This window comes from Acidovorax sp. GW821-FHT10E04 (genome assembly GCF_059415185.1).
This window is the reverse complement of record NZ_JBWKMT010000002.1, coordinates 852,724-874,972: the sequence shown is the minus strand read 5'-3', so window position 1 is coordinate 874,972 and position 22,249 is coordinate 852,724. Positions and strand designations below refer to the sequence as shown.

General features: G+C 63.5%; 23 protein-coding genes. 15 read left to right on the top strand and 8 right to left on the bottom strand.

From position 1 onward, the window contains the following. Positions 1 to 270 precede the first annotated feature (270 nt). From AC07OC_RS09110 to AC07OC_RS09090, 5 genes are all read right to left on the bottom strand, one after another. The gene (locus AC07OC_RS09110) at positions 271 to 909 is read right to left on the bottom strand and encodes a response regulator (RefSeq protein ID WP_369643960.1); all 639 of its coding nucleotides are present in this window, start codon (positions 907 to 909) and stop codon (positions 271 to 273) included. Beyond that, positions 906 to 1,967, bottom strand: coding sequence for a PAS domain-containing sensor histidine kinase (locus tag AC07OC_RS09105; RefSeq protein ID WP_494600940.1), 1,062 nt, complete (start codon positions 1,965 to 1,967; stop codon positions 906 to 908). Before AC07OC_RS09105 ends, AC07OC_RS09110 begins: the two co-directional genes overlap by 4 nt. A gap of 56 nt (positions 1,968 to 2,023) precedes the next feature. Then, entirely contained in the window at positions 2,024 to 3,529 is a 1,506-nt protein-coding gene (locus tag AC07OC_RS09100) for a methyl-accepting chemotaxis protein (protein ID WP_494597070.1), read from the bottom strand. Positions 3,530 to 3,580: 51 nt separating this feature from the next. After that, positions 3,581 to 4,540 carry a porin gene (locus AC07OC_RS09095; RefSeq protein WP_494600938.1) on the bottom strand — a complete coding sequence of 320 codons (960 nt, stop codon included), beginning with the start codon at positions 4,538 to 4,540 and terminating at the stop codon, positions 3,581 to 3,583. 131 nt (positions 4,541 to 4,671) lie between these two features. Next, entirely contained in the window at positions 4,672 to 6,342 is a 1,671-nt protein-coding gene (locus tag AC07OC_RS09090) for a long-chain-fatty-acid--CoA ligase (protein WP_494600936.1), read from the bottom strand. A 212-nt stretch (positions 6,343 to 6,554) separates the two neighbouring features. Here AC07OC_RS09090 and AC07OC_RS09085 point away from each other — a divergent pair, with 212 nt between their 5' ends. The 12 genes from AC07OC_RS09085 (at position 6,555) to AC07OC_RS09030 (ending at position 19,211) form a co-directional block, all read left to right on the top strand. Further along, the gene (locus AC07OC_RS09085; RefSeq protein ID WP_494597075.1) at positions 6,555 to 7,694 is read left to right on the top strand and encodes an ABC transporter substrate-binding protein; all 1,140 of its coding nucleotides are present in this window, start codon (positions 6,555 to 6,557) and stop codon (positions 7,692 to 7,694) included. Positions 7,695 to 7,925: 231 nt separating this feature from the next. Then, the gene (locus AC07OC_RS09080; RefSeq protein WP_494600934.1) at positions 7,926 to 8,810 is read left to right on the top strand and encodes an alpha/beta fold hydrolase; all 885 of its coding nucleotides are present in this window, start codon (positions 7,926 to 7,928) and stop codon (positions 8,808 to 8,810) included. 143 nt (positions 8,811 to 8,953) lie between these two features. Beyond that, complete coding sequence (locus tag AC07OC_RS09075) at positions 8,954 to 10,039, top strand: ABC transporter substrate-binding protein (protein ID WP_494600932.1); 1,086 nt, start codon at positions 8,954 to 8,956, stop codon at positions 10,037 to 10,039. A gap of 15 nt (positions 10,040 to 10,054) precedes the next feature. Then, positions 10,055 to 11,584, top strand: coding sequence for a sugar ABC transporter ATP-binding protein (locus AC07OC_RS09070; RefSeq protein ID WP_494600930.1), 1,530 nt, complete (start codon positions 10,055 to 10,057; stop codon positions 11,582 to 11,584). Continuing rightward, complete coding sequence (locus AC07OC_RS09065; protein ID WP_494600928.1) at positions 11,581 to 12,507, top strand: ABC transporter permease; 927 nt, start codon at positions 11,581 to 11,583, stop codon at positions 12,505 to 12,507. The genes AC07OC_RS09070 and AC07OC_RS09065 overlap by 4 nt, the downstream gene beginning before the upstream one ends. 20 nt (positions 12,508 to 12,527) lie before the next feature. Continuing rightward, positions 12,528 to 13,505 carry an ABC transporter permease gene (locus AC07OC_RS09060; RefSeq protein WP_494600926.1) on the top strand — a complete coding sequence of 326 codons (978 nt, stop codon included), beginning with the start codon at positions 12,528 to 12,530 and terminating at the stop codon, positions 13,503 to 13,505. Next, positions 13,475 to 14,359: an SDR family oxidoreductase gene (locus tag AC07OC_RS09055; RefSeq protein WP_494600924.1), complete on the top strand. Its 885-nt coding sequence runs from the start codon at positions 13,475 to 13,477 to the stop codon at positions 14,357 to 14,359. The genes AC07OC_RS09060 and AC07OC_RS09055 overlap by 31 nt, the downstream gene beginning before the upstream one ends. 470 nt (positions 14,360 to 14,829) lie before the next feature. After that, positions 14,830 to 15,159: a hypothetical protein gene (locus AC07OC_RS09050; protein ID WP_494597088.1), complete on the top strand. Its 330-nt coding sequence runs from the start codon at positions 14,830 to 14,832 to the stop codon at positions 15,157 to 15,159. Between the two features lie 99 nt (positions 15,160 to 15,258). Further along, positions 15,259 to 16,260, top strand: a complete 1,002-nt coding sequence (locus tag AC07OC_RS09045) for a DUF932 domain-containing protein (protein ID WP_494600922.1) — start codon at positions 15,259 to 15,261, stop codon at positions 16,258 to 16,260. 153 nt (positions 16,261 to 16,413) lie between these two features. Beyond that, positions 16,414 to 17,427 (top strand): YqaJ viral recombinase family nuclease, encoded by a 1,014-nt coding sequence (locus AC07OC_RS09040; protein ID WP_494600920.1) that lies wholly within the window; start codon positions 16,414 to 16,416, stop codon positions 17,425 to 17,427. Between the two features lie 121 nt (positions 17,428 to 17,548). Beyond that, the gene (locus AC07OC_RS09035; protein ID WP_494600918.1) at positions 17,549 to 18,532 is read left to right on the top strand and encodes a recombination directionality factor; all 984 of its coding nucleotides are present in this window, start codon (positions 17,549 to 17,551) and stop codon (positions 18,530 to 18,532) included. Then, entirely contained in the window at positions 18,486 to 19,211 is a 726-nt protein-coding gene (locus tag AC07OC_RS09030; protein WP_494600916.1) for a hypothetical protein, read from the top strand. Before AC07OC_RS09035 ends, AC07OC_RS09030 begins: the two co-directional genes overlap by 47 nt. 15 nt (positions 19,212 to 19,226) lie before the next feature. Here the strand turns inward: AC07OC_RS09030 and AC07OC_RS09025 are convergent, their stop codons facing one another. The 3 genes from AC07OC_RS09025 to AC07OC_RS09015 all read right to left on the bottom strand — a co-directional run bounded on the left by AC07OC_RS09025 (position 19,227) and on the right by AC07OC_RS09015 (position 21,380). Next, the gene (locus tag AC07OC_RS09025; protein WP_494600914.1) at positions 19,227 to 20,186 is read right to left on the bottom strand and encodes an OST-HTH/LOTUS domain-containing protein; all 960 of its coding nucleotides are present in this window, start codon (positions 20,184 to 20,186) and stop codon (positions 19,227 to 19,229) included. 63 nt (positions 20,187 to 20,249) lie between these two features. Next, positions 20,250 to 20,522 carry an H-NS histone family protein gene (locus AC07OC_RS09020; protein WP_494597097.1) on the bottom strand — a complete coding sequence of 91 codons (273 nt, stop codon included), beginning with the start codon at positions 20,520 to 20,522 and terminating at the stop codon, positions 20,250 to 20,252. 558 nt (positions 20,523 to 21,080) lie between these two features. Next, entirely contained in the window at positions 21,081 to 21,380 is a 300-nt protein-coding gene (locus AC07OC_RS09015; protein WP_494600912.1) for a helix-turn-helix domain-containing protein, read from the bottom strand. Positions 21,381 to 21,507: 127 nt separating this feature from the next. Between AC07OC_RS09015 and AC07OC_RS09010 the strand changes: the two genes are divergently transcribed. The 3 genes from AC07OC_RS09010 (at position 21,508) to AC07OC_RS09000 (ending at position 22,248) form a co-directional block, all read left to right on the top strand. Continuing rightward, positions 21,508 to 21,720, top strand: a complete 213-nt coding sequence (locus tag AC07OC_RS09010; protein ID WP_369642083.1) for a hypothetical protein — start codon at positions 21,508 to 21,510, stop codon at positions 21,718 to 21,720. Between the two features lie 36 nt (positions 21,721 to 21,756). Then, positions 21,757 to 21,888, top strand: a complete 132-nt coding sequence (locus AC07OC_RS09005) for a hypothetical protein (RefSeq protein ID WP_494600911.1) — start codon at positions 21,757 to 21,759, stop codon at positions 21,886 to 21,888. Between the two features lie 81 nt (positions 21,889 to 21,969). After that, positions 21,970 to 22,248, top strand: coding sequence for a hypothetical protein (locus tag AC07OC_RS09000; protein ID WP_494600909.1), 279 nt, complete (start codon positions 21,970 to 21,972; stop codon positions 22,246 to 22,248). Position 22,249: the final 1 nt, after the last annotated feature.

The window sequence follows — 22,249 nt, the reverse complement described above, 5'->3', positions numbered from 1 at the left end:
GCAAGTGCTCCGGGCGTCTGCTTTAACAATCAGACTGCTGGCAACTATCCGGTAATAGTACGCATTCGTAAAGACTGAGCAAGTGCCCGCAACCAGCCTTGAGCAGGCCTGCTTGACCGCCAGCCATCAAGGTATCACAGCGCGTACTTTGAATAGCTGACCATCCCCAGCAAATAGTGGAAATTGCGGCCCCATTGACGCCAACACGCGATAAGTACTTCTCCGCCTCAAAAGTACTGCGCGAACCATCCGCGCCGAGAGCGGTCTGTACTACCCATGAACGATCTTATGCCGGATCGCATACATCACGAGTTCGGCGTTGCTCTCAACCCCCAGCTTGCGAAGAATGCGCGTTCGGCTGGAACTCACCGTCTTCACGCTGATGAACATCTTTTTGCCGATTTCAGTCAAGGAAATGCCTTGAGCAATCATGAGCATGATCTGGTGCTCGCGGGCGGACAGCTTGTGGTGCGGCGGCTGGTCGTCGTCTGCACTGGCCGTCTGCAGCAGTAGCCGCTGAGCCGCGATGCTGCTGAGGTAACGCCTGCCAGCGGCCACCTCGCGGATGGCGTGGATCAGTTCCTCGGCCTCGGCATCCTTGGTGAGATATCCACTGGCGCCCGCGCGCAGCGCCACCACGGCGTACTGCTCGGCCGGGTACATCGATAGCAGCAGCACCGGCATCTTCGGAAACTCGGCGCGAAGCGACGGCATGGCCTCCAATCCGCTGCGCCCTGCCATGCTCACATCCAGCAACACGACTTCAAAAGGGGCGCCCCGCAGCTTGGCCAACATTTCACCCACATCGCGCGCTTCATCCTCCACGCGCATGTCCGCTTCGTCCGAAAGCAGCTTGCGCAGCCCCGATCGGAAGATGGTGTGGTCATCAACAACGAGGACTCTGATCATGGTGTCACGGGTATTGAAAGGTGAAGGCTCGTGCCCGCCCCAGGCGCGCACTGCAGATCCAGGGTGCCGCCCAACTCACGTGCCCGCTCTTTCATGCCAAGCAGGCCTCGAGCATCACTGCGGTGGGGGCCTGCGGCGAGGCCCACACCATCATCGCGGATCTCCAGCGACAGCCGATTGGGCGCCTCCTGCCGCAAGGACACCCAAACCTTCCCGGCACGAGCGTGTTTGGCAATGTTGATCAGTGCCTCCTGGAAGATGCGAAACACACTGGTCGCACGGTCGATCTCCAGCCCCTCCAGCGTGTCCGAGGTTTCCCACTGGCATTGCAGCGCATGCCGCGCCGCAAACTGGCGCAGCTCGCGCTGCATGGCCGAGGCCAGCCCCAAGTGGTCGAGCCCGCTGGGCCGCAACTCCTCGGACATCTCCCGCACCGACTGGATGGCCTGGCGCGTGATGTGCATGAGGTCCGCAGCGATCTCCTGGAGCGCAGGATCGTTGACCCGACGCTGCACGCGCTGAGCGTTCATCTTGATGGAGGCCAGCAGCCCGCCCAGCACATCGTGCAGCTCACGCGCGAACAGGGTCCGCTGGCGCTCGCGCTCCTGGTTGATGTGCGCAGCCAGTTGCTGCAGATCGTTGCGCGCCTGGCGCAGCTCTTCTTCGCGCAGGGTCTGCTCGGTTACATCAATGCCCACCCCCATCACCGCAGGTCGGCCCCGGTAGGCCATGCGCGAACCATGCACCTCAAGCAGCACGATACGCCCCTGTTTGTGAATGGCAGGGGTGATGTAGCGCACGCTGTCGATCTCACCTGCGATCCGCTGGTGGTACATCTTCAGCGTGTAGTCGATGGACGATGGAGGGACGAGGTCGCGCAGCGACATGCCGACGATCTCGGAACGGCTGCGCCCGAAGAACTGGGCCCAGGTCTCGTTCGAGTACACGAAGATTTCATCCTGTATGACATAGATGCCCGTGATCGACTGCTCGACGATCGCTTTGAATGACAGGTCCAGATAGTCATCTGCGGTCGAAGGTGGAAGCTGGAGCTGCATGGGTCGGTCGTGGCGGGATCAATACAGGACAACGGTAGGGGGCGGGCGCTCTCGCGTCAAGCGGTGATCGTGGGGGTGACATAAGATCCGCAGGTCACCACCAGGTCACCATGGCGTTCGAAGTAAGCGGACTTGGTCATCGCCTCCTGCGTGAGCGGGTGCAGCCAACGATAGCTCACATGGCCACTACCCTGGCGCCGCGCGCTGGCGACGATCTCGGCCACGAAATGCTTGCCATCCAGATCCTTGAAGTTGCGGCCATCTACACCGACCAATCGGGTGTTAGTGCCATGGGCAACACAGTGAACGTCAGTCGAGTACAACACTAGGTAAAGGTCCCGGTCGATGAGTTCGACGTTCTGAGGGGTGTTGACCTGTTCAATCAGTGCGGCGCCGCCACGGCTCCGTAGTATCCCTACGGCCCGCTGCACGAGAGCCTTTGCATCATCTGCGCTGGCATGGGCTTGGGTTCCCAGGTCGAAAGACGCCACCGATTGCACCAGTTGCAGTGCCTGCTGGTGCAGCGCTGCGACCGGTTCGGCAGCATTGCGACTGAGCGATGCGTTCTGACGCGTCAGCACATCCAGATCCGCGATAGACGCACCAATTGCATGCATGCCTGCCGTTTGCTGCCGGACCGCCGTAGCCATGGCCTCGATGATGCTCGCCACCTGCTGTACGCCGTCCAGCAGTCCCGCCATGGTCCGGCCTGTCTGTCCGGCCATCTCGGCACCGGCATCAACACTGCGGGCCGACCCTTCGATGAGGGTGCGCACCTCGCGAGAGGCTGCGGCGGAGCGCGTTGCGAGGTTGCGCACCTCGTTGGCCACTACGGCAAACCCTCGCCCCGCGTCCCCCGCCCGTGCAGCCTCTACCGCAGCGTTGAGTGCAAGGATGTTGGTCTGAAACGCGATGTTGTCGATCAGGCTGATGATCTCGCCAATCTTGCGCGAGCTGCCTGTGATGCTGCCCATGGTTTCCACCAGCCGTTGGATCACCTGTGCGCCTTGCTTCGCTTGCTCCAGCACGCCGTTGGCTATGTGGTGCCCCCGTTGGGCATCATCGGCATTGGCCTGCAGGGCTGGTGCCAACTGCTCCATAGAGCCGTTGACATCGTCTATCGACGACGCCAACGTGCTCATCATGGCGGCAAAGCGCGTGTGGTCGCTGCCCACATGGCCCGAAGATGTCGCGATGGCCAATGTGCCTGCATGCACATCGCGCACCACGGCAGCCATGCGCTGCTGAAGCGCGGCCAGATCCTGAAGCAGCGGTTCCGCCGGGTCTGCACCGCGCGGATCTTGCGGCGGTGCCTCCAGCGCGCCCGCCACCAACTGCTGCACCTGCCTACGTGCCTGTGCCAGACGACCGGCGTTCCGGGCCGATCGAATGGCCAGCCCAGCATAGCAACAGCCGGCAAGCACAAGGCAAGCCATGACCCCCAGCTGCATCTGGCTTGGCGGTGCCATCGCCAATGCGGCAACTCCCCCCACCACGGAGAAAGCCGCAAGCGCATGCGCCGCCACACCAGCACGATCATTCCAAACTGTGAGCAACCCCATGGAATGTTCCGATCCTTTTCCGGGAACCATGTCTTGGAAGCGGTCTGACACTCAGAACACGTGCTGCAAGCCTACCTCGTAGCCGCTCTTGCGCGCGGGTGCCTTGCTGTCATGCGCGAAAGTTGTGTATACGCTGGTGCGCTTGGACAGGAAGTGGTGATAACCCAGCGCCAACTTCTGCGAGGCAACCACATCGGCGCGCTTGTAGTGCCCGAAGCTGGCCCGGAACTGGCCCGTGCCCACAGGGACCACCGACGACAGGGCCCATGTGCGCACGCTGGCATCGGTGTGGTCCGTACCACCAGCCACCATGGCGTTAAGCGTGAACGCGGCAAAGTCATAGCCACCGAACAGCGTGGCGAGCTTGGAACGCCCGTCGGCGGGCTTCTCGTAGCCGAAGCGCAGTTGCCAGGGGCCCGGCGCAAAAGCCAGTGCATACGAGTACGGCGTCTTGTGCGGAGTGCCCGACCAGCCAGGATTGGCGTCCTTGGCCGCCACCTGCGCCGTGAACGAGAAGGCACCCGCGTCGTAAGCATAGGTGGCAGCATCGTTGTACCAAAGGTTGCCGATATAACCCGTACCTGCTGCAAAGCCGTTTGTGGTGTTGTCCCAGAACCAGGGGTCCACCAGGAGCTGCGGCAGCAGCGCCGCCGTCATCTGCCGCCCCAGCGTGAGTGAACCCCAGCCTCCGCGCAGGGCCACAGACGACTCCTGCGTCCAGTAGGTGCCTGCAGGAGAGTTGAGCACCGCGCCAGGCGCGTTGGTCGTACCACTGTCGGCGTTGATCCGGGTCGCCAGCTTGAAGCTGGCCAGCATGCCGCCACCCAGGTCTTCAGTGCCAGCAAACGTGAGGTGGCTCATGGAGCCCGTCCCCATGCGCGTCTGTCCGGCCCCAATGTCTTTTCCCACGTTCAGGTCGATGCGCCCCGACAGTGTGATGTTGGACTGCGCGAAGGCCGACGTGCTGGCAAGCAATAGGGCCGCGGCGGGCAGTGTGATGCGGGCAATCATGGCGTGTGGTCTCCTTCCCTTCGAGGGATCTGTTGTGGTTAAGTAAAAATGAGGGGACAGCCTGCTGCGCCCCACGGGTCGTGGGGCCTGCGGGACCGTTGGCGCAAGAACTCCAGCGCGGGGGTACGGCCTCAGGCCAAGGCCGTCAGGGGTTCGTGCGCTGGCGCCTGTGCAAATTTCTGGCGCAGGACTTTCTTGTCGAACTTGCCCACACTGGTCTTGTCGATGGCTTCGACAAAATGGATGCGGTCGGGTACGGCATAGCGGGGGATCAGGCCTTGCTCGACATGCTCCAGCACCAAGGTGCGCAGGGCCTGCTCGGTGGCAGACCCATTGCCAGGGCGTTGCACCACCACGGCGATGGGCCGCTCACCCCAGCGTTCGCAAGGAGCGGCCACCACGGCGGCCTCGGCAACACCCGGGTGGGAGGCCAAGAGCTGCTCCAGGTCGAGCGAAGACACCCACTCGCCCCCGGTCTTGATCACGTCCTTGATGCGGTCTACTAACCGCAGACAGCCGCTGGCATCGATGCGGCCCATGTCTTGGGTGTGCAGGTAGCCACCTTGCCAAAGGGCTTCCGACGCCTCGGCATTGCCCCGATAGCCCTGCGTGAGCCAGGGCGCACGCACCACCACCTCCCCCACGGCTTTGCCGTCGCGGGGTAGCGCGTGCAGGGATTCATCCACTACCCGTAGGTCCACCAGCGGCACACTCCAGCCTGCAGTCAGGCGGAAGTCATCGGGCACATCCAGGCCCGGCTGCGCGGGATGCTGCGCCAGCGTGAGGAGCGGACAGGTTTCCGACATGCCATAGCCCGTGAAGATGTCGATACCCTGTGCCAGCGCCTCCTTGCACAGGTGGGGCGGCATCACCGAACCGCCCGAGACGATCTTCCAGCCTTCAAACCGGCGCCCTTGGGCAGCAGCCAGCACCATCTGCAGCACAGTGGGCACGCCGTGCGAAAACGTCACGCCTTCGCGCGCCACCAGGTCCACGATGTGCTCAGCCCGGAAGCGGCCCGGATACACCTGCTTGACCCCCATCAGCGTGGCCACGAACGGCAGACCCCAGGCGTGCACATGGAACATCGGCGTGAGCGGCAGATACACGTCGCCGCGGTGAAAACGCTGGTGCTGCGGGCTGGATGCCAGGCCTGACGCCGCCGCCAGCGTGTGGAGCACGATCTGGCGGTGGCTGAAATACACCGCCTTGGGAAGACCCGTGGTACCGGTGGTGTAGAACGTGGTGGCCAGCGTGTTTTCGTCAAAGTCGCGGAACTCAAAGGCCGTAGGCTGCACGGCCATCAGCGACTCGTACTCACCCACCGTCGGCAGCGGCGTTTGTGCGGGTTGCGCATCCTGTAGCAGCACGATGCGCCGGAGTTGCGGCAGGCGTGGGTGGATGACTTCAAGCACCGGCAGGAAGTCGGCATGCACCAGCAGCGTGGTAGTACCACTGTGGTCCAGCGCATAGGCGATCTGCTCGTTCGACAGCCGGATGTTCACCATCATCAGCGCGGCGCCCATCATGGGCACGGCAAAGTAGCTCTCCAGGTAGCGGTGGCTGTCCCAGTCCATCACCGCCACCACATCACCCGCCCCCACACCCAGCGACTGCAGCATATGGGCCTGCTGCGCAATGCGGCCCGCAAAACCCCGGTAGGTGGTTCGAAACAGATCGCGGTACACGATCTCCTGATCCGGCGCGTTGGCCAGCGGGGTGTGCAGTAGCTGCTTGATGAGCAATGGGTAGCTGTAAGCGGACGGGGTGCGCTCGATCACGCGGTCTTGGGGTGTCTGCACGCTGGTCTCCTGGCGTTCTTTTGTAAGAGTGCGCCGAGCGTAGGCAAAGGGCTGCGATCTGGATGCCAGAAATTTCTGTACGACAGAGCAGATAAGTCCATACCGCAGAGCGGGTCCATGGCAGAAAACCCTGGCGTGCCGGACGGAAAAATCCCGCAGACGCCCGCCGCCTACGCACCCAGCATCGCGCACCACAACACAAGGAGACATAGGTGGAGCAAATTTTCTGGCGCAGGCTGGTTGTTATCGGGGGGCTGTGCGGGGCCCTGTCAGTGGGCGCGGCACCCGTGGCGGAGCTGGTGGTGGGGCAGTCGCTGCCACTATCGGGCGAGCAAGCTGCGCTGGGGCGGCAGTTGAGGCTGGGCGCCGATCTATGGTTCGCCCATGTCAACGCCACCGGCGGTATCCAGGGCACACCAATCCGCCATGTGGTGCTGGATGACGCCTTCGATCCACCCAGCGTGGTGCGCAACACGCGCCAGCTGGTGCAGCAGGAGCAGGCGTCCCTGCTGATGGGCTACCCACTCGCGCAGGGCGTGCGCGCCCTGCTGGCGCAGAAGCTCCTAGTGGCGTCGGGCGTGCCACTGCTCGCACCCGCCACTGGGGCGGAGTGGCTGCGCGAGCCAGTGCATCCCCAGGTATTCCACGTGCGCACCGGCCACGCAGGCGAGGCCGAGCACCTAGCCGGACACCTGGCCACGCTGGGGGCACGCCGCATCACCATGGTGCACGCGGCCGACGAGGACGGCCTCGGTGCCCTCGAAGCCTTGCGCACAGCACTTACCCGCAAGGGACTCACCCTGGCAGGAGCCGCCACCCTCGGCCCGGAAGGATTCGACGCCGCTGTGACGGCCCTGCGGGCGTTGCGGCCCGAGGCCATTGTGCTCATGGCGTCCACACGCCAGGTCGCCGCATTCGCCAAAGCGTACCGAGGCACGGGCGGAACGGCACAACTGCTGAGCTTTGCGCGGGCCGACCACCAGGAAGTGCTGGCCCAGGTCGGCTCCACTGTGGCACGGGGGATGGGCTTCACGCAGGTTGTGCCTTATCCCTACGGAGGTGCCCGGCCGCTGGTGCGCGAATACCGGGCTCTGCTGGCCACCTACGGGCCCATGGACGCCGCTCCCAGCTACGCGGGCTTCGAGGCGTTCATTGCCGCCAAGGTGCTGGTGGAGGCCCTGCGGCGCGCAGGGGGCACGGCCTGGACGCCAGGCCGCGTGGCTACCGCACTGGAACAACTGGGCACGCTTGACCTGGGCGGTTTTGTGGTGCGCTATGGCCGGGACGAGCGCCAGGGCGGGCGCTATGTGGATTTCACCGTGCTGGGCAGCGAAGGGCAGCTGCTGCGCTGACACCGATGGGTGCATCGGATGCCCTGCAGCAAAAAAAACAATAGCAATAAATCGAATGCAGACGATCACAAAAGCCGTTTTCTCTCGCACTCCACATACCAGAGCAGCCATTGCGCGAAACACAGCAGGCAGAAAATTCCCTCAACGCCCGGGGAATTTTCTGGCTGACGGTGCGCAATGGCGCGATCTACGATGCGCCGGCCAGACAACGAAAAAAATCGAAGGAGACATATGAGCACAACGAACACCAACGAAACGCGCTTCAGCGTGGCAGCAGCCGATGGCCATGCCATTGAAGCGTATGCCTGGGCCACGCCAGCCGCTTTCGCCGCACCCCGCGCCGTGGTGCAACTGGTGCACGGCATGTCCGAGCATATTCGCCGCTACCGCCATGTGGCCCAGGCGCTGGCGGCACAAGGCTACGTGGTGTACGGCAGCGAGCACCGGGGGCATGGCCAGTCGGCTTTTGATGCAGGCACGGCCGGCGATTTTGGCCCGCGCGGTTTTGCGGCCTTGGTGGACGACATGGCTGCAGTGACCCGTGCGCTTCGAGAGCGCCATCCCGGCCTGCCTGTCATCATGGTGGCGCACAGCATGGGTTCGATGGCGGCACAGGTCTATCTGATCGAGCACTCTGCACTGGTCGATGCGGTCGCGCTATCGGGTACCGTCGCGCTGGAAATGCTGGATGTGCGCACCTCGGGTTGGACGCCCGAGACGGCCAACGCCAGCGTGGGCACACCGATCACGCCCGCCGACTGGCTCAGCCGCGATCCCAGCGTGCCAGCGGCTTTCATTGCCGACCCGCTGTGTGGCACGCCATTGACCCTGGAGTCGCTATTCTCTATCTTCGACGTGGGCAACCGCACGGCGGACACGGCGCTGTATGCAGCCGTGCGCAAGGACTTGCCGCTGTACCTTTTCACCGGCGACCGCGATCCGGTGAACGCCTGCTTGGCCTGGTTCGATCCGCTGGTGAACCGTCTGCGCTGCGCGGGCTTTCGCGATGTGTCCACCCACGTGTACGGCGGCGCGCGCCATGAGGTACTCAACGAGACTAACCGCGAAGAGGTGATTGCCAACCTCATCGCTTGGATACGACGCGCAGCGGGCTAAGGCCGCGCCAATGCATGCGCCTTGACCAGGCGCCTGCTCCCTCATTTTGATCTCTACCTGACGAGGGGCCCCGGGGGCCGCACGCGGGCCCCTGCACGCCTTTTTTTCCGCCGTTCTTTCATACCCACAACAGGAGACACACCATGCTTGCATCCACAAAATTCCGCTGGAAGAAAACCCTGGCAGCCCTGGCACTGGCCGGCCTGGCCGCCGCACAGGCCGCGCATGCGGCCGAGGTCGAACTGCTGCCGCCCGGTCTGCTCACGGCCACGACGGCCGAGCAGACCAAGCCCGGCCAGTACAAGAAGGCCGGGCCCTGGCGCATTGGTGTCTCATGGGCCGGCATGGGTAACAGCTGGATCGTGCAGCTCATCGCCGAGATGCGCCACGCCGCTGCACAGGACAAGAACATTGGTGAGTTCATCTTCACTGAGGCCAATTGGCAGCCCGCCAAGCAGGTGGCTGACGTGGAAGATCTGATGACCAAGAAGGTGGACCTGCTCATCATCGGCCCGATCTCGCAGGCCATCGGAGCGCCACTGATCGAGAAGGCCGCCAAGGCAGGTATCCCAGTGGTCACGCTGGGCTCATATGGCCGCGCCGTGCCTTCCACCACCGAGATATGGGCGGGCGGCCGCATTTTTGGTCAGCAGGGCGGCGAGTTTTTGCGCAAGGAGTTGGGCGGCAAGGGCAATCTCTGGGTGTTCCGAGGCATTGCGGGCGTGGATGAAGAGCAGCAGCGCTACGACGGACTGAAGAAAGCCATTGAAGGCAGCAACCTCAAGATCACCAACGAAGTTTTTGGCGACTGGAACTACGCCAAGGCCAAGCAGATCTGCGAGAACCTGGTGCTCTCGGGCCAGCCGGTGGATGGCATCTGGTTCTCGGGCGCCGAGATGACTCGCGCGTGCATCGACGTGTTCAAGGAGGCAGGCAAGCCGCTGGTGCCCATGACGGGCGAGGCCAACAACGGCTTTCTGCGAGTGTGGAAGCAAGCGGGTGTGAAGACCGTGGCACCTATCGTGACGCCGGGCCTGGGCACTGCCGTGGTGCGCGCATCGAGCGCGCTGCTAGAGGGCAAACCACTGTACCGCTCGTACTTCTCGATGCCGGCACCGATTGCGCGGGACCAGCTCGACAAATTCTTCCGCCCTGAGCTGAACGACTCCTACTGGATGCCCACGGTGCTGCCCGAAGCCAAGATCGTGGAAACCTACCGCAGCAAGTAACAGGAAGCGCGCACCATGACGATCAAGGAGCGCCAGCCCCTGGTGGAGCTGCGCGGCGTGAGCAAGTCGTTCGGCCAGAACGCTGCGCTCAAGTCGGTCAGCCTGATGGGCTGGCCTGGCTCAATCCATGCCGTGACCGGCGAGAACGGCGCGGGAAAGTCCACGCTGATGAAACTGCTGGCCGGGGTGCACCAGCCCGACAGCGGCGAGATCCTGCTCCAGGGTCGCCGCGCGGCGCTGGGAACGCCCGCCAAGGCGCGCCGCGCGGGTGTGTCCACCGTGTTCCAGGAGCTGACCATCCTGCCCAACCTCACAGTGGCCGAGAACCTGTGCCTGGGGCGCGAGCTGACGCGCGGTGGCTTGCTGAACCTGCGCGCGCTGCGGCATGAGGCCATGCTGGTGCTCCAACGCACCGGCATCGGGCTCGGCCCCGACCGGCTGTGCGGCACCCTCAGCGTGGGTGAACAACAGTTGCTGGAGATTGCCAAGGGCCTGCATTCCGAGGCTGATATCTTCATCTTCGACGAACCCACTGCACCGCTGAACCGCGCAGAGGTGGACCAACTCGAATCACTGCTGCGCGCGCTAAAAGAACAGGGCAAGCTGATCTTCTATATCAGCCACCGGCTTGAAGAAATCTTCCGCTTCTGCGACACCGTGACGGTGCTCAAGGACGGCGCGCATGTGGCCACACAGCCCATCGGAAGCCTCACTCCCGCTGCCTTGGTGGCTCTGATGGTGGGGCGCGAGCTGGAAGCACTGTTCCCCGAACGCCCGGCACACATACCCGGGAAGCCTGCGCTGCAAGTGAAACAGCTCACCGCCACACCCCACAGTCCGGCCGTTTCGTTCACGCTGCACAGGGGTGAGATCGTGGGCATTGCCGGGCTCGAAGGTCAGGGCCAGCGCGAGATCATCCGCTGCCTGGCAGGGGCCCAGGAGCCCAACGGCGGCAGCGTGCGTGTGTCGGCAGACGATGGCCGGATCGCCACTGTTGCGCCAGGAAGCGTGGCCGCCGCCGTACGGAGCGGTGTGGCCCTTCTGCCCGAAGACCGCAAGGGCGAAGGGCTGTACCTCGACCTTTCCATCGAAGACAACATCTGGCTCGGCCCCTTGCGCCAGACCCCGCTGTGGCGCCGGGCGCCTCGCGACCCGGACCTGGTGAGCCGGTTGGCCGAGCGCATGGGACTGCGCACGCCCCCAGCGCAGCCTGTGGGCTCCCTTTCCGGCGGCAACCAGCAGAAGGCCATGCTAGGCCGCTGGCTGGCGGCCAACGTGCAGATTCTGCTGGTCGAGCAGCCCACGCGCGGCGTCGATGTGGGCGCCAAGGCTGAAATCTATGAGCTGCTCCGCCGCTTCACGGCCGAGGGAGGTGCCATCCTGGCCGTCTCTGGCGACCTGCCCGAGCTGATCGGCCTGTGCGACCGCATCCTGGTCGTGCGTGGTGGCGCCATTGTGGCCGACGTGCCCGGACACAGCGCCACCGAAGAACTGCTGCTGGGCCACGCGCTGCGCAGCGAATCCCCCTACAAGGCCACAGCATGACCACTCTGAATCCGGCCCGTACGGGCCTGACGCGCTACACCCTTGGCCTACCCGTCGTGCTGGTGTTGCTGCTTGCCGCCACTCAGGCAGACTTCCGCTCCACTCAAAACCTTCTGAACTTCAGTGGCCAGATCGGCGCGCTGCTCATCGTGGCGGTGGGGCAGCTATTTGTCACGCTGGTGGCGGGCATCGACCTGTCGGTGGGTTCGGTGATGAGCTTGGCGTCCGCCTTCGCCGCCACCCAGAACGATCCACTGGCCGCCGTCGCCATGGCGACCGCCCTGGGGGTTGCAGTGGGAACGGTCAACGGCATGGGCGTGGCCATGGCGGGCGTGCACCCGCTGGTGATGACACTGAGCACCGCAACTTTTCTGCAAGGCCTGGCTTACGTGGTGCTGCCGATTCCTGGCGGCACCATCGCGCCCGCCATGACAGCGGCTGCGACGGGCGAGGCGGCAGGCATCCCGGCACCACTGTTGTGGTGTGCGACTGCAGCGCTGGCAGCCAGCATCGTGCTGCGCCGGACCCGTTTTGGCGCGCACCTGTTCGCAGTGGGTGGCCACCCGCGCAGCGCCTACCTCAATGGCGTGCGCGTGAAATCCGTGGTGGTGGGAGCTTATGTGTGGTGCTCGGTTGCGGCAGCGTGGGCGGGACTGTTCCTGGCCGCGCGCGTGGCGGCCGGAGACCCGGCGCTGGGGGCGTCTTATGCGCTGGAATCCGTAGCGGCCGTAGCCCTGGGGGGCGTGCAACTGACAGGCGGCACCGGCAGCGTGGCTGGCGTGGTGGCCGGGGTGCTGAGTCTGGGACTGATGACCAATGGTCTCAACCTATTTGGTGTGTCGCCCTTCATGCGCGGGGTGTTGACCGGTGTCTTGTTGCTTGCGGCCGTGAGCCTGCAGCGCCGGCGCATCGTAGGAATGTGAGTTCGCCCATGTCTTCATCCATGTCCCTATCCTCCTCCCCCGGGCTGGCGTACCGCCTGCAACAGGCGATGACATTCATCCTGGCGCTGCCACCCGCTTATCTGGGCACCGTGGTGCTTCTGGTCAGCGCAGCGGCCTTGAGACCCAACCTGCTTTCTCCGTTCTTACTGCTGCTCATCTTGCGCCAAGCGGCGCCGCTGGGCTTTGCCGCCATCGGGCAGTCTCTGGTGATGCGCTGCCGCTCGCTCGACCTGTCCTCAGGTGGTGTGATTGCGGTGGTGTCTTACCTGTTGACCAGCGGAGTGATGCCCTTGCCCTGGCCCATCGCATTGCCGCTGTGCATTCTGTTTGGTGCGCTGGTCGGGGCGTTCAACGGTTTGTTGATCGTGCGGCTGCGCGCTTCCGCGGTCATCGTCACGCTGGCCGTGTCGATGATTCTGTCGGGCACCGTGATTGCGCTGAGCCAGTTCCATGCCGTGGGCGATGCGCCCGACATCCTGCGTTCCATGGGCCGCGCGCGTGTGGCCGGGGTGCCGCTGGTGCCCTTGCTCTGGATTGCAACCCTGGTGCCGCTGGCACTGTGGCTACGCCACAGTGCTTTTGGTCGCGTGCTTGATGCCGTGGGCGCCAACCCGCGTGCTGCGGGCCTGTCGGGACTGCCGCACCTGCAAGTGGTGTTTGTGGCGCATGTCACCTCGGGCGCCATGTCGGCCCTCAGCGGTGTGATGCTCCTGGGCTTTGTGGGCGTGGGCAACGTCAAGCTGGGGGCGGATCTGGCCCTCAACGCGCTGGCGGCGTCCATCCTGGGCGGAATCAACTTCGGTAGCGGGCGCGGCGGCATGCTGGGCCCGGCGGTTGCGGCGTTCATGCTGGTTTTTCTCTTCAACTTCCTCACCAGCCTGGGCCTAGGCGAGCCCGGCAAGCTGATGCTGCAGGGCACCCTGATCGGGGCGGCGGCACTGGCCTATTGCTTGCGCCACAAAGACTCGGCGCACTGATTTCACATAACCCAAAGAAGCTCAATATGGCAGATGTTTTCAAAGATGGCTTGCTGCGCGGGCAGCACGCACTGATCACGGGTGGCGGTAGCGGAATCAACCGACGTATCGCCGAACGTTTTGCGGCCCAAGGGGCAGCGGTGTCCATCGTGGGGCGCAGCCTGGAGCGGGCCGAAGGCGCTGCCGCCGCCATCCGCACAGTGGGCGGGCAAGCGCAGGGTATGTCGGCGGACGTGCGCGATTTCGACGCTCTAGCCGGCTCCTTCAGCCAGGCACACGCAGCTTTTGGCCCGGTGGACATTTGCATTGCAGGCGCAGCGGGTAACTTCGTTGCCGAGGCCGCCAATCTGTCATCCAATGGCTTCCGGACAGTAGTGGACATCGACCTTGTCGGCACCTGGAACACCTTCCGCGCCGTGCTGGCGTTGCTGCGCGAAGGACGATCCAATCTGCTGGCCGTCTCCGCAGTCCAATCGGTGATGCCCATGGCCACACAAGCGCATGTGTGCGCGGCCAAGGCAGGCATCGACATGCTGGTGCGCACGCTGTCCATCGAATGGGCGCAGCGTGGTGTGCGCTGTAACGCCATCGCACCCGGCCCGGTGGCGGATACCGAAGGCATGAGGCGCCTTGCGCCTGAGGGTGACGCGAGCTGGGCGCGCGTGCTGGCGGGCATTCCCATGGCGCGAGCCGCAGACGCGAATGAAATTGCAGACTTGGCACTGTTCCTGTGCAGCGGCGCTGCCCGCTACATCCACGGCACCGTGATCACCATCGACGGTGGGCAGACCAACCTGGGCTCACTGCCGTTTGGCAATGCGCTGCTTGAGTCGTTGAAGCCGTCTCCCTCCTGAATATAGGCGTCAGTATGGTTCTCGTACTCTACTCATAGTCCCTAGCTTGAGCCAAATCCGCTTCGCCCATGTTCGCTATGCAGCGTCTCCAGCCCTTCGCTCACAACAGCCGAATTCACGCTGCCGGCCAGTTTCAGGCCACTGAGGAATGCAGTCAGCTAGTTCGCTGCTCCCTAACGCAACTAGCCGAGTTGGAAGGCTTCCCCAAGACTCTCTGGTCGATCCCAAATACTTTCAATCACATATCACCATTGCGAGTTGAACCTCAGTTTCACCATCGATTCAAGTAGCCCCCTCCCCACCCGGCACGCCCCAGCAGCGCTGCCGGGCGCTATGCCGTCGCGGTAGCGCCAGAACTATCCGCAGTCCCTCCCCCAAGCTCCGCGTGCCCAGCACCCGGGGCTTTTTCTTTGTCCGTCCGTTCCGTCGTTCTTCCGTCCTTCACATCACACAACCCAAGGAGATTCCCCGTGCCCAGTTGCCCCCAATGCCAATCCCCTCGCATCGAAACCCTCGACCGCGGCCGCACCACAGGCGCCGCCATCGGTGCTGTTGCCGGTGCAGCCAGCGGCGCCGCAGCCGCCCTGCGCACCGCCCCACTCGGCGCCACCTATGGTTCGCTTGTCGGCCCCGCAGGAACCGTCCTCGGTGCCGTCGCCGGGGCCGCCATGGGCGGCCTGAGCGGCGGCGCCGTCGGCTGCGAGATCGGCAGTCAGATCGGCAAGGCCGTCGACCAGAACTGTCTCAAGAACCACCAATGCCTGGAGTGCGGGTACCGCTTCCGGGATCCGTACGCCTGAGCGTTCGCCTTTTTGCCCTTATCGCGCTCTTCAGGCTTGTCACTTTTCTCACTTCCCTCCCCTCGTTCTCTTTTCATTCATTTTTTAAGGAGCATTCCAATGGCACACCTCGTTCAAACCATGGCCTATGTCGGCGAGACCCCCTGGCACAACTTGGGCCAGCAACTGCCCGCCAAACAACCCATCGATGTCTGGGCCCGAGAAGCTGGCATGGACTGGACCATCCGTGAGGCCCCCGTGCGCTACATGGCGACAGAGCCTGGCACGGGCAGTAGCGCCGCCTCTTCCGTCTCCGCGCTGTATGCCGAGCCCATGGAGTTTCCCGACCAGAAGGTGCTGTACCGCAGCGATACCAAGGCACCTTTGTCGGTGGTCAGTGCCCGCTATCAGGTGGTTCAGCCCCAGCAGGTGCTGGAGTTCTATCGGGATCTGACGGAAGTTTCAGGGTATGAACTGGAGACGGCCGGGGTTCTCAAGGCTGGGCGCAAGTTCTGGGCCCTGGCCCGTACCGGCAAGTCCTCGGCGCTCAAGGGCAATGATGTGGTCAACGGCTATCTGCTGCTGGCCACTTCCTGCGACGGGACCTTGGCGACCACGGCCACACCGACGACGGTGCGCGTGGTCTGCAACAACACCTTGTCAATTGCCCTGTCGGGAACGTCGAGTGCGATCAAGGTGCCGCACAGCACCAGCTTTGATGCGCAGGCGGTCAAGAAGCAGTTGGGCATTGCCGTCTCGCAATGGGACGGTTTTATGTACCGCATGAAGACCCTGTCCGAGCGCAAGGTCAAGAGCCATGAGTCCATGAACTATTTCCTCAAGGTCCTGTGCCAGACGGATGGGCATGCAGATGCGTCTGCAGGTCTCACCAATGAGCGTGCCCTCAAGAAGGTGCAGGCCATGTACGAGGGCCAGGGCCGGGGCGCAGAGCTGGCCGCAGCCAAGGGCACGGCCTGGGGACTGCTGTGCGCCGTCACCGAGTTCGTGGACCACGAGCGCCGCGCGCGCAGTCAGGAATACCGCCTGGACAGTGCCTGGTTTGGCCAGGGCGCTGCGCTCAAGCAGCGGGCGCTGGAGCAGGCTTTGCAGTTGGCGTCATGACGGTGTCTGCCGTTCTTTGCGTTTTACCCATTCACCACCATCACCCTTCACGGCATAGGCCCCGGCTCCTTCGATGGACCGGGGTCTTTTGTTTTGGAGGGCGGTGTGGCGTGGTGGTTGTCGTTGTTGTTGTTTTCACTTCAAGGAGTCAGCATGGTTCGTCCTGTTGTTTCACCAGGGTCTGAGGCGTCATCGCGTCCCCGCCCTGCCCTTCGGCTGGTCAAGACCCAGGACCTGGATCGCGGTCAGTGGTTGCAGGTGCGCAAGGGTGGCATTGGCAGTTCCGATGCGGCAGCTGCGGTGGGGCTCAATCCCTACCAGTCGCAGTTGGAGCTGTGGATGGAGAAGACCGGACGTGTCCCCACGGCCCCGCCGGGCGATGGGGGTGCGGACGATCTGAGTCCGATGTACTGGGGCTCGCTGCTGGAACCCATCGTGGCGGCGCACTACACCCGCCGTACAGGGAATCGGGTACGGCGCATCAATGCGGTGCTGCAGCACCCTGAGTTTCCCTGGATGCTGGCCAATATCGACCGGGAGGTGCTGGGAGCTCCCGATGTCCAGTTGCTGGAGTGCAAGACCGCAGGCATTCAGGGGGCCTGGCTCTGGCGGGATGGGGTGCCGGAGTATGTGCAGCTGCAAGTCCAGCACCAGTTGGCCGTGACGGGCAAACAGGCAGCGGATGTGGCTGTGTTGCTTGGAGGCCAGGAACTGCAGATTTTTAGGATCGAGCGGGACGAGGAGCTGATTGCCCAGCTCATCACCCTGGAGCGGGAGTTCTGGGGCTATGTGGAGCGGGGCCGGCAGCCTCCGGCCGATGGGTCGGAGTCGGCAGACCGGGCCTTGCGGGCGCTCTATCCCCGGGACACCAGGTTCACCCTCAACCTCCAAAACGACCTGGTGATGGGGGCGGTGTTCTCGGACCTGCTGGCGGTGCGGGAGGTGCTGGCAACCAACATCGCCCTGGAAGCCCAGCTCAAGCAAGCCATTCAGCAGCGCATGGGGGATGCCTCCCGAGCGGTGTTCGATGGTGGGGAGGTGAGTTTCAAGCGCAGCCGGGATGGGACGCAGCTCGATACAGCGCGGCTGGCCAAGGAGCAGCCGGAGATCGTCAAGGCCTACACGGTGCCCAAACCTGGGAGTCGGAGGTTTCTGGTGCAGACCTGAGGTGGGTGGTCAGAGCCACAGGTCATTCATTTCATACACGCATTCCCCAGACGGGCTTCATCGGTGACGGTGAGGCCCGTTGTGCTTTTGGGGTGCATTCACATTCAACAAGGAGATTCACATGCTCAAAGGTTTGGCTTTGACACCGCCCGTGATCGGGCGCATTGCGATTGGGCGGGTGGTGGAGAAGGCAGGACGTCGTCTTCCAGAGAAGGACGATGAGTTCACCTTGACCAGCCAGGTTCAGAACAAGGAGGGGTGGGTGCCACATCCGGTGGATGCCCAATTGCGCAAGGAGCCTGGGGCCAAGCTGCGCAGCATTCCGGTGCGGTTGCTGTTTGATGACCCGGATCTGAGCCTCAGGGCGAACTACACGATGTTTGACCGGGCCACGGGACGGCCCCTGTGTGTGGGAGATGGGGAGAACTGCAAGCGAGTGACCCTGTCGGGGATGCAGTCCCTGCCCTGTCCTTCCCCTGCGGTGTGTGCACTGGCCCAGGATGGGAACTGCAAGCCGTATGGGCGGCTTCATGTGCGGGTGGAGGCTGATGGCAGCACCGAGGCGGGCACGGCTGGCGATGAACTGGGCAGCTTTGTGTTTCGGACCACGGGGTTCAACAGTATCCGGACGTTGTCGGCACGCCTGCGGTATCTGTTTGCGGTTTCGGGTGGGTTGCTGGCGGGATTGCCACTGGAGCTTCGGCTGCGGGGGAAGTCCACGACGCTGTCGCACCGCACTCCGATCTACTACGTGGATCTGACGCTGAGAGCGGGAAGCAGCATGGCCCAGGTCGTGGCGTTGGCGCGGCAGGAGCGGGTGCAGCAGGCTGCGCTGGGGCTGGACCAGGCGGCGCTGGATGACGCGGCGCGGCAAGGCTTGGCGCTGGGGGAGTTCGAAGAGTCGGAGGAAGAAGGGTTGGGCGTCTTGGAGGAGTTCTATCCAGAATCCGATACAGATGGCGATGGCGCGGTAGCGTCACCGCAGCGAGCCAAAGACACCTCAGGCCCCATCTCCCTGCGCAGCAAGCTGAACCGGCGGCAGGAAGCCATGGCGGCGCGTGTTCCTGCAACCGGTGATCCTGGCGCTGCCCATGCCGCCGCATGAGGGCGTGGTTCGTCGGTATGCCTTGGGGCTGGTGATGGAGACAGCACCCAGCTATCGGCGCAGCACGGCTCAGGTTACGGGCGGCGTGGCACTGCCTGGAACCTTGGTTCGCTCGCAAGTCCATCCCCACCGCACGGGGACAGCGACACTGCAGCAAGCGGTGGCCTTGCTCACGGGGAAGCGCGTTGCGGTTCCTGCAGTGGTCTCAGCAGCGGCGATGTGGCGCCATGCCCGGAGGCACCTTGCGGGGTTTCGGGTGGAGCTGGTCTGGGAGCAGAAACCTTTGGCCTTGCTGACGCAGTGCCTGGATGCCGCGTCGGCCGGTGGCCTGGTGTTGCTGCAGTGGCAGTCTCTGCCCCGGTGCAAGCACGACGCACTCCGCATGGCTGCACCGCCTTCACGCTGGATGCTTGTGGTCGGCGTGGAAGAGCTTTGGCATGTGCAGAGTGTTCATGCGCCAACTGAGGCTTCGGCCTTGCTGGTGCTGGATGCCACAGTGCCGCCGGTCTGGGGGTCGGGGCACAACCAACATCTCATGCATGGGGCTCATCCGGACCATACGGAGGCACGCCGGGTGGGGTTGTTTCGGCCGGTGTGGACGGCCCGCACGCTGGATGGGGGGTTGGAGTGTGGGCTGCTCATCGCGGCAGTGGTTGTTCATCCGCCTGCGCTATTGTGAGTGACGCTCGTTTGCTCAATCAGGCTCTGTGGCCTGGGCCGCTGGGGGTGGTGTTGCTGCACTGCGCCCGAGGGGCTTGCGTTCGTTGATCCCGCTACGTGGCGGGCTCACTGAACGCAAGCGCACCCAGGCCTGTTTGGGTGCTGTGTCTGAATCACGGCGGTATGTGAGTTCGAACTCACCGGATTCATTCAGCACTTGGGCCCAACTGCTACAGCGGTACTTTTGCGGCGTCTGATCAGAATGCCGCTCCAGCATCCGCGCCTTGACGATATCGAAAGCAACCCAGTCTTCCCCCGCGAGGGCTCGCACCTCTTCGCGCAGCGCCCGCACGATGCCGGCATCTCGCCACTCAAAGCTGCCATCGGGGTTGATGCCATTGATCAGCAAGTCTTGGAAGACCTCGGACTGCATAAAGGAAGCCGCGGCTTGGCGCGCGTTTTCCATACCAACCATCCACGCTCTCAACGCTTGATAGTGGGCATCAATGCGCGTGTAGAGCTTCTGCAGATGGGTCATGGCATCCACGCACCCTTGCTCCTCCCACAGGTTGAACCGCGACAGGAAGTGATGCACGAGTTCGTTGCGTGCGGACACAAGGTCCTTCACGGCAGCCTTGGTCTGCGCCCAGTGTTCAGGAGGCATCGCCATCCGGAAGCTGTGCGCGAAGGAGATCCGGTCGGTGGGCGTCTTGTCGTCGGGCAGCGGATCGCGCTCGAAGCCCTCAGGGACCACGAATGACTCAAACATCTGATTGACCAGGTTTCCGAGGGTCTGACCCGACAGTTTCTCTGCGCGGAGCGCGGGCTGGGCTTGCAGGGTCTCCGCGGTCCCAGCGAACTCGTGGTGCGCCAACATCGCCTTCAGCGCCATTTCGTACTGCTGGATGCGTATCAGGCAACGTCCCATCAGGCGCTGGACATCGCGCTGAATGTCGGGGCCCGTCTTTTCTGGGGGCGATGGGTCGGGGGTCATGTTCGTGTTGACATCAGAACAGTGGGCTCCGCCTTGCTCAGGCCACCGCCCTTGAACAGGCAATCAGATCACGAAGTTGTCGCGGTCCTTGCCTGCAATCCACTGGGGCGGCTTGCCCCGGCCGGACCAGGTCGCGCCGGTGCCGGGATCCCTGTATTTGGCCGCCACCTTCTTGGGGACAGGCTTCCAGGGGAACACCTGCTGGGCGGTGAAGCCGAACTCCGCGATCAATTCATGGACGGTGGCCAGCGCCTGCACGGATTCTTCCTTCTGCGCCTGGGCGATTTGCGCGTCGAGGGATTTTTTCTGGGCAAGGAGTTCGGAGTAGCTGGGCATGGAATAGCAGGGAAACGAAGAAGAAGAATGCGACGATGGCAACGAGTCAGAGGGGTGTGGCGGTCGGCCTCAACGCTCCGGCTCAGGCACAGCTATTGGGCCGCAGCAGTGGATTGTGCCGCCTGCCCGCCCCGACGCCAGTCCTGCAGATCGGTGAATTCACGGCCGCATCCAGTGCATTGAAGGGTTTCGGTGTAGCGCATGGCGCCCGTCTCGTCGCGCGCAACCACCCGGTGGTAGCTGCTGGCGCCGCAGTAGCCGCAGCGGTTGACAGTGGCAGGTGGATTCGGGGGCATGTCTCGGAAAGGGCTTGCAGCGGAGTGTTGTCGGTGGGTAGCACAATGGTAGCAACCTGATAGGGCCCCGGTTCCCCGAAGGGCATCACTGCGCCGGCACCGCACTCCTGCCAACTTTGCCACGGTGGCGTCAACCGCTGCCCTGTGGCTGCGTTGATTTGATGAGTTTGCATCACATAATGTCACAAACCCAAGAGGAGGATGGATGGCGGTTTGAGCTGAAAGATTGGTTGGACAGTGAAGCGCTGCTGGCTCCGGCCTTTTACTGGGCCTGTGCCTGGCTCGTCCGGCGCTTGACGGGCACTGGCACCTCGGGCGGCTTGAGCAAAGCCCACGGTGCGACACCCAGAACATGGGCCAGGCGCTCGATGTTGGACAGCGAGACGTTCCACTTGCAGCGCTCGATGGCCGACACATAGGTGCGGTCGAGGTCGCACTCGTGGGCCAGGCGCTCCTGAGACCATTCTTTCTGCACACGCAACAGCCGCACCCAGTACGCGAGGACTTCGCGCAGGTTGGTCGGATCGGGCAGCCGTGTGGGTGGAGTGGGTTTGGCAGGCACCGCGCAAGGATGCGGTTCTGCTTTATTTGTATCTACGGAGTTTGCATCTCAATTGCAAGCTGATCCGTAAGTGTTTTTGTTTTTAACCACGGAGCGCAGGGCGTTCCATTTTGAGGGAGTTGTTGCAATGAAGCTCGGTCGTATCTTGATCGCGGGGTATTTCTTGGTCGGACTGCTGTACGCGGTCTATGCGCATTTCTGGGGTCCGGAGCCGTTTCGCAGCTTTGCGTTCCATCTGGGGCAAGGCGTGTTGTGGCCGGTTGCCTTGTTTCCGAGTCTGGGCCCTGTGATCGCGGGGATTGTGGTTTTGGTCTTTGTGGCGGTGCTGATGAGCTCGTAGTGCCTGGAGTACTTGCCAGCCTACCGAGGACCGCCAATGGCTTTCATCGCCCGCGTGATCCTGACGCTGTTCGGGATGTATCTGTTTTTCTTGATCTTCAGCTCCTGGGAGATGGTCGGTTTCCTGGTGCTGTGGATTCTGGTGCGCCTGGCCATCGGCAAGGGGTAGATCACACCGTACGTGCAGGGGAAGGACAGAGTGGCCCTGCAGGCCGTCCCCTCCCCTGCCCGCTCTTAAAGAAAGTGTCTTATGAGATTTGAAGCAATGGTCAGGACCACCGCCGTGGCAGTCCTGCTCGCGGCATCGCTGTCGGCCTGCAGTTCCAAGAACGAGCGGGCGTTTGTGGGGGGTTGCGTGAGCATGGGCGCCAGCCGCGAGAACTGCTCTTGTGCCTACAAAAAGGTGAACGCGACCCACAAGATCGACGGCATCGATTTTGGAGAAATCCTGGGTACGGAGCAGCACCGAAAGATCCAGGTGGCGTTCGCAGCCGCTGTGATTCAGTGCATCAAGGAAAACGGGCTGTGAT